12 protein-coding genes are annotated in these 11,733 nt (G+C 32.8%); 6 read left to right on the forward strand and 6 right to left on the reverse strand.

The window, feature by feature from the left end; genetic code table 11:
* Positions 1 to 53: 53 nt before the first annotated feature.
* Positions 54 to 1,352, reverse strand: coding sequence for a glutamate-1-semialdehyde 2,1-aminomutase (hemL, locus tag O5637_RS10370; protein ID WP_269604857.1), 1,299 nt, complete (start codon positions 1,350 to 1,352; stop codon positions 54 to 56).
* A 267-nt stretch (positions 1,353 to 1,619) separates the two neighbouring features.
* A complete protein-coding gene (xth, locus tag O5637_RS10375) occupies positions 1,620 to 2,447 on the reverse strand; it encodes an exodeoxyribonuclease III (protein WP_269604859.1) in 828 nt (275 codons plus the stop codon).
* A gap of 57 nt (positions 2,448 to 2,504) precedes the next feature.
* On the opposite strand from xth, the gene O5637_RS10380 reads away from it, so the two are divergent.
* The 4 genes from O5637_RS10380 (at position 2,505) to O5637_RS10395 (ending at position 5,813) form a co-directional block, all read left to right on the forward strand.
* Positions 2,505 to 2,840 carry a hypothetical protein gene (locus O5637_RS10380; protein ID WP_269604861.1) on the forward strand — a complete coding sequence of 112 codons (336 nt, stop codon included), beginning with the start codon at positions 2,505 to 2,507 and terminating at the stop codon, positions 2,838 to 2,840.
* A gap of 70 nt (positions 2,841 to 2,910) precedes the next feature.
* On the forward strand, positions 2,911 to 3,558 hold the full coding sequence (locus O5637_RS10385; RefSeq protein WP_269604863.1) for a hypothetical protein: 648 nt from the start codon (positions 2,911 to 2,913) through the stop codon (positions 3,556 to 3,558).
* A gap of 66 nt (positions 3,559 to 3,624) precedes the next feature.
* Positions 3,625 to 4,848 carry a nickel pincer cofactor biosynthesis protein LarC gene (gene larC / locus O5637_RS10390; RefSeq protein ID WP_269604865.1) on the forward strand — a complete coding sequence of 408 codons (1,224 nt, stop codon included), beginning with the start codon at positions 3,625 to 3,627 and terminating at the stop codon, positions 4,846 to 4,848.
* Positions 4,849 to 4,862: 14 nt separating this feature from the next.
* On the forward strand, positions 4,863 to 5,813 hold the full coding sequence (locus tag O5637_RS10395; protein WP_269604867.1) for a lysylphosphatidylglycerol synthase domain-containing protein: 951 nt from the start codon (positions 4,863 to 4,865) through the stop codon (positions 5,811 to 5,813).
* A gap of 9 nt (positions 5,814 to 5,822) precedes the next feature.
* Here the strand turns inward: O5637_RS10395 and O5637_RS10400 are convergent, their stop codons facing one another.
* From O5637_RS10400 to O5637_RS10415, 4 genes are all read right to left on the reverse strand, one after another.
* Positions 5,823 to 7,340: an ABC transporter permease gene (locus tag O5637_RS10400; RefSeq protein WP_420063735.1), complete on the reverse strand. Its 1,518-nt coding sequence runs from the start codon at positions 7,338 to 7,340 to the stop codon at positions 5,823 to 5,825.
* Positions 7,341 to 7,437: 97 nt separating this feature from the next.
* Positions 7,438 to 8,454, reverse strand: a complete 1,017-nt coding sequence (locus O5637_RS10405) for a CobW family GTP-binding protein (protein ID WP_269604871.1) — start codon at positions 8,452 to 8,454, stop codon at positions 7,438 to 7,440.
* 25 nt (positions 8,455 to 8,479) lie between these two features.
* A complete protein-coding gene (locus tag O5637_RS10410; RefSeq protein WP_269604872.1) occupies positions 8,480 to 8,767 on the reverse strand; it encodes a 4a-hydroxytetrahydrobiopterin dehydratase in 288 nt (95 codons plus the stop codon).
* Positions 8,768 to 8,786: 19 nt separating this feature from the next.
* Positions 8,787 to 9,248 carry a secondary thiamine-phosphate synthase enzyme YjbQ gene (locus O5637_RS10415; RefSeq protein WP_269604874.1) on the reverse strand — a complete coding sequence of 154 codons (462 nt, stop codon included), beginning with the start codon at positions 9,246 to 9,248 and terminating at the stop codon, positions 8,787 to 8,789.
* Positions 9,249 to 9,479: 231 nt separating this feature from the next.
* On the opposite strand from O5637_RS10415, the gene O5637_RS10420 reads away from it, so the two are divergent.
* Together O5637_RS10420 and O5637_RS10425 are read left to right on the forward strand one after the other, a co-directional pair.
* Complete coding sequence (locus tag O5637_RS10420; RefSeq protein ID WP_269604876.1) at positions 9,480 to 11,009, forward strand: carboxypeptidase M32; 1,530 nt, start codon at positions 9,480 to 9,482, stop codon at positions 11,007 to 11,009.
* A 127-nt stretch (positions 11,010 to 11,136) separates the two neighbouring features.
* Positions 11,137 to 11,724, forward strand: a complete 588-nt coding sequence (locus tag O5637_RS10425) for an inorganic diphosphatase (protein ID WP_269604878.1) — start codon at positions 11,137 to 11,139, stop codon at positions 11,722 to 11,724.
* Positions 11,725 to 11,733 lie beyond the last annotated feature (9 nt).

Here is an 11,733-nt window from a genome sequence, read left to right on the forward strand (position 1 = left end):
TGCCTTAGAAATTGACTTTAAAAAATCCAATTTATTAATTTAAATTGGATTTTTTATGAGATTTCAGAGAAACATTCTTGAAAAGCTTTTATTGTTGAATTTATATCATCTTCAGAATGAGCAAGTGATGTAAAACCAGCTTCAAATGCACTGGGAGCTAAATAAACACCCTTTTGAAGCATGAGTCTATGCAATTTGCTAAACCGATTTGTATCAGCAGATTTGGCTTCTTCAAAGTTTCTTACTGGTCCTTCACATAGATAAAATCCGAACATAGCGCTAATGCTATGACCATAAATGGCAATATTTGATTCTTTAGCAGCTGTAATGACTCCATCGACTAGCTTTTTCGTAAGAGATTCTAATTTTTCATATGTACCTTCTTGCTTGAGGAGTTCAAGAGTTTTAATTCCTGCTGTCATGGCAAGAGGATTACCGCTTAATGTGCCTGCTTGATACATAGGACCAGAAGGCGAAACCATTGACATGATTTCTTTACGACCGCCATAGGCCCCAACAGGAAGTCCTCCACCAATTACCTTCCCCATAGTGGTTAAATCAGGAGTTACTCCAAAACGCTCTTGGGCTCCTCCATAGCTGATTCTAAAACCAGTCATTACTTCATCAAAAACTAAAAGAGCACCGTTCTCCTGTGTTAACTCTCTCAAACCCTCTAAGAATCCTGGTTCAGGTGTGATGAAGCCTGCATTCCCAACAACAGGCTCAAGTATGACTCCAGAAATCGCATCTGGATTTTCAGCAAAAAGCTCTTTTACAGCTTCAAGATCGTTATAAGGAGCAGTAAGCGTATTGGCGGTTGTACTTCTTGGAACCCCAGGAGAGTCTGGTAGACCAAGTGTTGCTACGCCTGAGCCGGCTTTCACTAAAAACATGTCTGCATGCCCGTGATAGCAACCTTCGAATTTGATAACTTTATCTCTACCAGTAAAGGCTCTCATTAAACGAAGAACAGCCATACAAGCTTCTGTGCCGCTATTAACAAAGCGAACCATTTCAACGCTTGGTACGGCTTCTATGACCATCTCAGCGAGCTTATTCTCGAGTACACAAGGCGCTCCGAAGCTCGTACCTTTTTCGAGCGTTTCTTGAAGAGCGGAAATCACCTCTGGATGTGCATGACCACAAATCGCAGGCCCCCAGCTACCTACATAGTCGATGTATCTGTTTCCATCAACATCCCAAGCATAAGGACCCTTAACTCGATCAAAGACGATTGGATCCCCTTCAACAGATTTGAAAGCTCTTACAGGTGAACTGACTCCACCAGGCATTAAATTTTTGGCAGAGCCAAAAATTTCTTCAGATCTTTTTGTGTTCAACGCGTCTGTCACAGCACCTCAGCGAATGAGTCATAAACACAGTCAGCCATAATGGCCTAAAAGTGACTAATTCGTCTAAATTTTTGAATCTGTTCAGCATCTGGTTATTTTTTTTAATCTTTAATGGGTCTATATTGAAAAATGAGTTTAAGCCGAAAAACAAGTGCTAGATTGACTTTTTTTGAGAATATGCCCTTTGAATTTAATGTTTTTTGGCTAATTGAAAAAATTTGCTTTGTTAATTCTGTGATGATTTGAAAATAGAAAAAACCTAATTTTTTAAAAGAAATCTTCATTTTCAATATCTGATGGAGGCCAGCTAATGTCGACAACTACAGGTGCGTGATCACTGGGTTTCTCTCTTGATCTTGGCTCTTTGTCTATCCAACAACTATTGGCACAACTAAGAATATCTTCTGTTAAGTAAATATGATCTATTCGCCAACCCTTGTCTCTTTCCCAGGCTGAATGGCGATAATCCCACCAAGACCAATTTTTATCACCTGGCTCGAAAATTCTAAAAACATCCTCTAATTCCTCTCCTAAAGCATCTTTAAGTAACTTTCTTTCTTTTGAAGAAGCCATAATTGATTCTTTATAATTACTTGGCGTATGTATATCTCTATCTTCAGGAGCAATATTAAAGTCTCCTAATAAGCATATAGGTGTATGATTTGAATTGATTTTCCTTAGATAGAATTGTAGGCATTCTAGCCATTTTTCTTTATAAATAAACTTGTCTGAATTTATAGATGACCCATTTGGAACATAAACATTTATAATCCTAATGTCATTAATTTCAGCACTTATGATTCTTTTTTGTTCGTTTAATATATTTAAATCTTTATAGCCCTTGATTATTTCATTAAAACCAATCTTGATATTATTAATTGGAAATCGACTTATTATTGCTACTCCATTGTAAGACTTTTGACCAGAGATTGAAACCTCATATCCAAGGTTTGAAAAAATTTCAATTGGGAAAAACTTATCTTCTGTTTTTGTCTCTTGTAAGCAAAGAATGTCAACTTTGTTAGTGATGAGCCATTCTTTGACATGATCTATTCTTGAACGAATAGAATTGACATTCCAGGTTGCAACAAGCAAGACTTAAAATTTTATTGCTTAAGTTATTATTATGTAAATATAGACGAAAGTTTAGTTTTGAATCGAACTGCACGTTTTATTAATGGACAATTATTGTTGGCTTTCGCTGGTTTAATTCCAATTTTAATTGTGGCAGGTCAAGTTTTTTCTTCTTCAAGAAAAATAAGAATTTCGGAAGTAAAAAATTATTCAACTGATGAGAAGAGAGATATTTACAGTACTTTCGATACAGAAGATCAAATTGATCAAGGTTTACCAATAGATCCATTTGATTTGATGAACCGTCTTAAACAAGCAGGAGCTATGAATAATGCTACAACTCCATCAGATGCGCTAGATGAAGCTCTCAATGCATTTGATCAGTCAGAGTATGAAAATGTCCCAAATGAATAAAATCACAATAGAATTTGTAGGATTTTGGTAAATTTAGGATTGGTCACTAATGGCCTATTTATTTATATAGATGCAGAACCATCCAATCCCCTCGGTCACTGATCCATTGCAATACCGGGCAATTGGATTAGTTAGAGGCATTTATAAGCCTCAAGATGATGACACCTTTACTCGTGGAGCTCTAATTGATTCTAAGGGTAATGAAATAGATGCAGTTGTCCTTGGGAGAGTCATAACCTTGATTCTTAATCACGTTCCTCTAGAAAAACCTCACCTCTGGGTCGTATATCCACGATGTAGGAATAATCAAAATCTTCATTTACAAATCACAGGTATTTGGGAACCAAGCACTTTGAAAAAAAATCTTGTGGAGAGCGAAGGATTGAATGAAACTTCAAGTTTAAAGGTTGATTCTGATAACTTATTGGAAGGTGATGATTATTTTTCAATTAGAGGAGAATTGGTTTTTACTAAGCCAGAAGAAAAGGAGTTAGTTATAAAAATTCGTCAAAGGCCAAGGAATCAACAAAAGAAAGCTTTACCTTTTAAATTAAATCTTAAAGGTGAAGTACCTATTAATTACTTGAAACATTTTATTAGTCTTGATGTTCGACGTGTTGATTATCAACTTTTGGTTGAAGATTTTCAAATTATAGGCCCTCTTTCTCAACAACAAATAAACAAAAGAAGTAGAAAAATCTTAAAAAATAAAAATTAGTCTTATTAAAAAAAAATATATATCAATGTATTCTATCTATAAAACTGATTATTTATTCACTCATAAATGAAATCTATTTTTATTGATTGTTGTCTTGGAATATCTGGAGATATGCTTGCATCAGCATTATTAGATTTAGGTGTTCCGAAATCTATTTTCTTGGATAACTTAGTAAGACTAAATATAGAGAAAAATTATAATGTCAAATTCAACATGGGAACTAGTGAAGGTATAAAAGGAATTGTCTGTACAAAAAATGAAATCCCATTTAAGGAAGTATCTAGAAATCTTAATGATATAAAAAACTTACTTCTAGATTCAAAACTTAATGAATATGTGAAGAAAAAGTCTATTAGGGTTTTTGAAATTCTTGCAGAAGCAGAAGCAGTTGTTCATGGGAATGAAGTCTCAGATGTTCATTTTCATGAACTAGGTTCAATGGATTCCATAATTGACATTGTTAATGTTTGCTCTGCTATAGATTTTTTAAAGCCATACAGTATTTATTTTTCAGATCCACCTTCAGGGAAAGGAATCGTATCCACTTCACATGGACCTCTCCCTATTCCAGTACCTACAGTTGCAGAGATAGCGAGGCAAAAAAAAATTCCATTAATGCTTCTTGATGATAAATATTTTGGTGAAATTACAACCCCTACTGGCATCGCATTGATAGCAACTTTTATAGATAAGGTTTATCAACCAGATAAAATAAATATTGAAAAGATTGGTATAGGCTTAGGAAGTAAAAATATTTCTCGACCTAACTTTTTAAGAGTTATGCTGATATCTGAAAATGATGATTATATAGGAAATAATAAGCCTTCTTTTCAAACTATAATTTCTCAGGAGGCTTGGATTGATGATTCCACACCTGAAGATGTTGCGGTTTTAATCGAAAGATTAAGATCTGCAGGTGCTATAGATGTTATTTGTTATTCGGTAGATATGAAAAAAAATAGAAAAGGGATATGTATACAAGCTATTCTCTACCCTAAACATAAAAATTTACTGAGGGAAGTTTGGTTTAACTATAGTACTACAATTGGAATAAGAGAAAATAACATTAGCCGCTGGATACTTCCAAGAAGAACAGTGAGTCATAAAACTAAATTTGGCATAGTTAATGTTAAACAAGTAATGAGACCAAATGGTCAGACTTCAATAAAATTAGAACATAAAGACTTGACTAAAATAACTTTAAATACAGGAATTCCAATAGAAGAGATTCGTAAGAAACTAATTATAGAATTATCAGGATTTTATGAATTAGATGATTACTCCTTTTGATTATTTCTTTTAATATGATTCGAATTAAAGTAAATAGTTTTGTTCTTTGGGCGATCTCCAAGATTAACATTAAACTTTTTATAACATTAATTTGTTTTGTATTTCTTGGTACTTCAATTTATACGAATTTTGAGTCTTTATCTAATCAGACAATTGGAATGGAAGAGATGTTATGGCTATCAGGAGGAATTCTATTTAGTTTTTTAAGTATAATAATTAATGCTTATGCATGGAAATTTTTAATAAATAATATTGGTTGTAATACCATTAATTTGAATATAATAAAAATATTTTTGACTACAAATATATATAAATATTTACCTGGAGGAATATGGCATTTTGTGGCTAGATTTAATACTTTGCGATTGGAATTAGCAACTGATAAATCAGTAGAGTCTATTTTATTAGAACCATTATTAATGCTGGTTGCAGGCCTAATTTTTATACCGTTTGGGAGTTTTAATATAGCTTTATTTATGCTTTGCTGGTCATCTACTTTATTATTTTTACCAGCATTTAGACAGTTTTTAATTAAAAAATTGAGGTCAATGAAGGCAAATTTCTTTACTAAGATTGATCACCTAAAAGATAAAGAATTAGAAAATAATACTCAAAATATTTCAACAAGGATGTTTTATCCCTATAAACCACTATTTGTAGAGATCATATTTGTTTTGTCTCGCTTTCTTGGCTTTTTATGTTGTATAAATGCATTTTCTATAGGGCGGTTGATTTCTCATGGTGAATTAATATCTTCCTTTTCTTTAGCATGGATAATCGGTCTTATAGTACCTGCAGCCCCAGGAGGCTTAGGTGTATTTGAATCTGTGATTCTATTTAGTCTTGGTTCACATTTGCCTGAAGCACCTCTCTTGGCTTCATTGCTTTGCTATCGTCTTGTTTCAACAATTTCAGATATTCTCGCAGCTTTGATTTATCCAATTAAAAAAATATTTAAAGTTTAAATCTATATGTTAGTTTTTTCTGTTGTTTAAGCTTGGTATTAAGGCCATAGAGGCTATTAATCCAAGACAAATTATTATCAATGAAGGTAAGATAGATTCTGCTACTCTCTCATCTCCTGCATATTGGAATATTCGTACTGAGAGCGTATCAAAATCAAATGGCCTTAATATAAAAGTTAGTGGTAATTCCTTTATTGTGTCAACAAACACCAGAAGTGCACCTACCAACATAGGACCTTTAAGAAGTGGTAGATGTATTTTGAAAAGGACCTCTGACCAGTTCTTGCCAAGATTTATGGCAGCATTATCTATATTTGGTGAAATCCTCTCAAAGCCAGCATCAAGCCCACCTTTCGAAACAGCTAAGAATCGAATGCTATAACCCCAAATTAGTAAGCTTAATATGTTTATTTGCCAGATACTTCCTTTAAAGGAAAGAAGAGCAAGGGCTAAAACAGAACCAGGAATTGCATAGCCAATACTTGATAAGAAGGTTAATATATTAAGCCATTGATGATTTTGCCATCTCTTGGAGATTGATAAAATTAATGATATAAATATTGTTATTAATGAAACAATTAAAGCTAAACTAAAGCTTCTAATAGTTAATCCAATTATATCTGTGTTGAAGCCTTGATTCATTTGGTCAATATTTATTATTGCCCATGTAATTGGGATGCCCAATGTAAGCATTGGAGGAGTAAAGGTTATAACTTGAGCAAGGAATAGATTTGTACCTTTTAATTCCCATTTTGGTGAGTTCCCAATATTTATTCCTTCTGTCCAACGTTTACTTCTTTCTCTCGATTTGCGTTCAATTGCAACTAATATAAAAACTAAAATCAGAGCAAATAAGGCAAGAGCTATGGCACCTGAAGGCTCACCTTCCTCTACCCAACTCTCAAGTATTCCAGAAGAAATACTTGGAATATTTAAAAGTTGAACGGCACCTAATTCATTTATGATTTCCATCGCCATTAAAGCTAACCCAGCAGTAATTGATGGAGTTGCTATTGGTAGAGAGATTCTAAAAAAACTTTTCCAAGGACCTATTCCAAGAGTTCTACATGCCTCAATTTGCCTTCTACCACCTTTCTCAAAACTTTCTGAACTAAGTAGAAATACATATGGATAGGTTGTGAATGCCATTATTAATACACCCCACAACATACCGGTTACCCTTATGGAATTTATGCTGCCGAGGTCAATTAATGTAGCCGCTAAAAGATAAGCTGGAGTTGCAAAAGGAATTAGTTGGCAAACTCTAAGAATTTTTCTCCCTTTGAAATTGCAATTGGCTAAAATCCAACCATTAGCTACTCCTAGAAATACTCCTAGAGTTAGAGAAAGAATCAATAATAATAGTGTTCCTTTTATTTCATTAATATTGTTTATCGTTAAATAAATAGACCCTTTTTGAAGACCGTATAAACCTTCTCTTACAAGACTAAATAAAGGCCATAAAATAAAAAAAGTTAATAGTATTACTAAGAATTTTAATATGTAGCGACTATTGTTCAATCCGATTAGATCATAGATATATTTAATATTTTTCTCTTTTTTGAAGGCTTTTGAAGTGGATTTGATGTTGTTCAATTTATTCTTAAAAGTTGTTATTTTATGATTATTTGTCAATACATAAATTTAATTGAGAGAGTAATTTCTCTTTATCTAATTCTTTTCCAATAAAGACAAGTTGATTATTTCTTTCCTCCCCCCATTCACTATCTTCAATAGAAATTCTTTTGCCAGCAAGGTGAAAGACATGTCGTCTCTCACTTTCGCTAAACCAAAGGATCCCCTTCGCTCTGAAAACATTACTTTTTAATTGATTATCTAGAAAATATTGGAATTTCCTAAGAGAGAAAGGTTCTTTAGTTTGAAAAGAAACAGAAAGAAAATCTTCAATTTTATTATCTTCTTCTGAGTGCTCATGAGAGTGCTCATTGGAGTGATCATGAGAGTGATCATGAACCGATTCTTTTTTATTTATTAGATCAGTTTCAAATAGACCTACACTTAATAATAGATTAAGAGGAATATTCCCTTTAATACTTTTTAAAATTCTCACATCATTTTTTATTTCTTTTAACTTTGATATAGTTTCTTCTATATTTTTATTAGATACTAAATCACATTTGTTGAGAATTAAAATATCACCATAGATTACTTGGGATCTACCTATTGAACTTTCTAAGGCAACATGATTAAAGTTCTCAGCATCAATTAAAGTTATAATAGAGTCTAATCTTGTTTGATCTCTTAACTCACTTCCAAGTAATGTCATTGCAACTGGGAGAGGATCGGCTAATCCTGTAGTTTCAATAATAATGTATTCTAAGTTCTTGTTGAAATTAATTAACTTTTCTATTGCTTCTACTAATTCACCATTTATAGAACAACAAATACATCCATTACTTAGCTCTATCATTTCTTCTTCAGTCTTGATTATTAACTCATTATCAATTCCTATTTCACCAAATTCGTTAACTAATACAGCTGTCTTTATACCTTTCTGATTAGTGAGGATATGATTTAATAAAGTTGTTTTACCTGATCCTAAAAATCCTGATATAATTGTAATAGGAATATTAGTTTTGCAATCTATATTTTCTTGAGCATTAGATTCATTCGTATTCATTTTAATGGAAGTAATTAATGATACATTAGGTAATGATTAATTTATCAATAGACTCTGCAAGCTTGATGTCGTTAGTAGTAATTCCACCTTGGTCATGTGTAGTTAGATTTATTGTAACTTTATTATATGTATTCTGCCAATCAGGATGATGATCCATTTTTTCAGATAAAAGTGCGACCTTACTCATAAAGCCAAAAGCATCAATGAAATTATCAAATTTAAATTCTCTCTTTATCATTTTATTATCTATTATCCAAGAAGGGTTCTTTTCTATAAAATAATCTAGTTGATTTTGCTCTAATAATGAAGCCATGAGTTTTTTATATTTAATTTTAATTTAAATCAAAATCACCAATTGCATGCAATTGTAATGACCTTGATTTATTTGATGTTCTATGTTCCCATATATAGATGCCTTGCCATAAGCCTATTTTTAATTCACCATCTACAACACTGAAGCTTAAATTGTTTGAAGTAAGCATTGTTCTTATATGAGCTGGCATATCGTCCAACCCTTCTTGTGAATGAAGATATTCTATTTTTTTGCTACTTCTGTCAATTGGATAAAATCCCTTCTCTGGGACAATAGCTTTCATGTATGCAGATAGATCTTTTAGGACATTAATATCAGCATTTTCATTTATAATTAAACTACAGCTTGTATGCTTTAGAAAAATAAGAAGTATTCCTTTTCTAAACTTTTTATATTGGATCCAATTATTAATATTTTTTGTTATATCAGTAAAACCTTGTTTCTTCGTCTGAAAATCTAAAGTTGATAAAATCTGTTCCATTACTAATAAACTGTTTGAGCTTACTATATTAAATACTAACAGTTTTGTGTTCTTTTATTTTAAGCTAGGGTACTTTAGTCCAAGCGTATAAAAAATATATAACCTTTTTGATTTTTAAATAATGAATAATTTAATTCAGAACTTATGATTTAAATTATTTTAAATTGATCAAATATGGATCTGTTTTCATCAATTTGATATTAGAATTACACAAATATCAAATGGAATACGTTGTCAAAGTCTGCTTGGCAGCTTTTGGGTGATTACCTAAAAGATACGCAGTTGTTGGGATCTATACAAAGCACTCTCTATTGGGATCAAAATACAACTATGCCTATTGCTGGTTCCACTTGGAGAGGTGAGCAATTAAGTCTTTTAGCTAAGCAACTTCATGCAAGACAAAGTTCTGAACAGTTCGAAATTTTAATAAAAGAAGCAAAATCTGAACTTCAAAATTTAAAAGAGAAAAACGATTTTGAATCAAAACCTATTACTGACAGGTTTAAAAATATTGAGTTGCTTGAGCAAGATTTCAATAGACAAAAAAGATTGGATCCTAAATTGGTTGTTGAGCTTGCAACAGCAAAGTCTGAAGGTTATATGTGTTGGCAGGAAGCTAGGAAAAATAATGACTTCAAGAGCTTTTCTCCAGCCCTCAAGAAATTAATTTCACTACGAACAGAACAATCCAATCAGCTCTGTGAAGAAAGAAGTTGCTGGGAGACACTTGCCCAGCCTTTTGAACCGAACTTAACGATTAATCGTGTAAGCGAACTATTTGAACCTTTAAAAAAAAGATTGCCAGAATTGATTCAGAAGGCTGCGACAATAACTAATAAAAAGAGTAAAAAATGGGATTTAGCAAATAGCGATCAAGAAAAGCTCTGTCAAATACTTTTAAATGATTGGTCTAGGGATCCTTCTAATACAGCTATAGCTAAGTCCCCTCATCCATTCTCTATAACTTTAGGTCCTGACGATTATCGAATTACGACTCGAATAGTTAAAGGTCAGCCACTTTCTTGCTTATTAGCTACTGCCCATGAGTGGGGACATTCTCTGTATGAACAAGGCTTGCCTTCTGAAAGTCACCAATGGTTTGCATGGCCATTAGGTCAAGCAACTTCTATGGCTGTTCATGAGAGTCAATCTCTATTTTGGGAAAATAGAATTGCTAGGAGCTTTTCATTTGCAAAGTCTTTTTGGCATCATTTTAAGAATGCAGGTGCTCCAATTCACTCTGAAAATGATTTATGGATTAATCTAAATCCCTTTACTCCAGGGTTGAATAGAGTAGAGGCTGATGAACTTAGTTATGGCTTGCACATAATGATTAGGACTGACTTGGAAATTGATCTTCTAGAGAGAGGGCTTTCTGTAGAAGATCTGCCTAATGAATGGAATAAAAGGTATTTGAACCTTCTAGGTGTTTCGCCAGAAAATGATACTGAAGGATGTTTGCAAGATGTTCACTGGAGTGAGGGGATGTTTGGTTATTTCCCTTCTTATTTGCTTGGTCACCTTATTAGCGCTCAGTTAACAAAAACTCTTGAAGAAGACTTAGGGAAAATTGAAAATATTATTGAATCTAATCAAATCAGTAAAATATTGGGTTGGCTTCGCAAAAATGTTCATCATCATGGGAGAAGTTTGGATTCCGAGGAACTTGTAAAGAAGGTCTCCGGAGCAACATTAACACCAAATTATTTTCTTGAATACTTAGATAATAAACTTGAAAAGCTTTCTATAATCTCTAATTAAAATATACATTTATTAGGTTAAAAATTAAGTAAAGCATGTTTTTTGTTGAAATTTTTCTAAATTATTTGCCAGAACTTCATTTGTATTTACTTCGTTGATTTACCATGTAAGAACATAAAAAAATACTATGGCTAACCTTGACCAAGCACCTAGCAGAATAATGCCTAATCTGCTTCATGTCTTACCTGCGTTTGCCAATGAATCTGAACATAGAGTCAATACAATTGTTGAGTTGAATTCAAATACAATAAATAAATATGAGCTCATTACTGAAACAGGACATTTAAAGCTTGATCGAGTTGGATATTCTTCCCTCGCCTACCCGTTCGCTTATGGATGTCTTCCACGTACATGGGATGAAGACGGCGATCCATTAGATATCGAAATTGTTAATGTTACAGAGCCGTTAGTCCCCGGTTCAATTGTTGAAGCAAGGATTATAGGAATAATGACCTTTGATGATGGAGGTGAAGTTGACGACAAAGTTATTGGCGTAATAGCTGATGATAAGAGGATGGATCACATAAAAAGCTTTGAACAATTAGGAAAACACTGGATTAAGGAAACAACTTATTATTGGGAGCATTATAAAGATCTTAAAAAACCAGGAACTTGTACTGTAAATGGTTTCTTTGGTGTTGAAAAAGCAGTTGAGATTATCAAATCCTGCGAGAAGCGTTACTTATCTGAAATAGACCCTAATTTAATTAATTAAACTGCTTGA

Source organism: Prochlorococcus marinus str. MIT 0917 (genome assembly GCF_027359575.1).
Lineage (GTDB): Bacteria > Cyanobacteriota > Cyanobacteriia > PCC-6307 > Cyanobiaceae > Prochlorococcus_B > Prochlorococcus_B marinus_D.

What these genes read in the sequence shown, in the direction of transcription:
- O5637_RS10385 (WP_269604863.1), top strand. Translation starts at nt 2,911, where the DNA reads ATGCAGAACCATCCAATCCCCTCGGTCACTGATCCATTGCAATACCGG.
- larC (WP_269604865.1), top strand. Translation starts at nt 3,625, where the DNA reads ATGAAATCTATTTTTATTGATTGTTGTCTTGGAATATCTGGAGATATG.
- O5637_RS10395 (WP_269604867.1), top strand. Translation starts at nt 4,863, where the DNA reads ATGATTCGAATTAAAGTAAATAGTTTTGTTCTTTGGGCGATCTCCAAG.
- O5637_RS10405 (WP_269604871.1), bottom strand. Translation starts at nt 8,454, where the DNA reads ATGAATACGAATGAATCTAATGCTCAAGAAAATATAGATTGCAAAACT.
- O5637_RS10410 (WP_269604872.1), bottom strand. Translation starts at nt 8,767, where the DNA reads ATGGCTTCATTATTAGAGCAAAATCAACTAGATTATTTTATAGAAAAG.
- O5637_RS10415 (WP_269604874.1), bottom strand. Translation starts at nt 9,248, where the DNA reads ATGGAACAGATTTTATCAACTTTAGATTTTCAGACGAAGAAACAAGGT.
- O5637_RS10425 (WP_269604878.1), top strand. Translation starts at nt 11,137, where the DNA reads ATGGCTAACCTTGACCAAGCACCTAGCAGAATAATGCCTAATCTGCTT.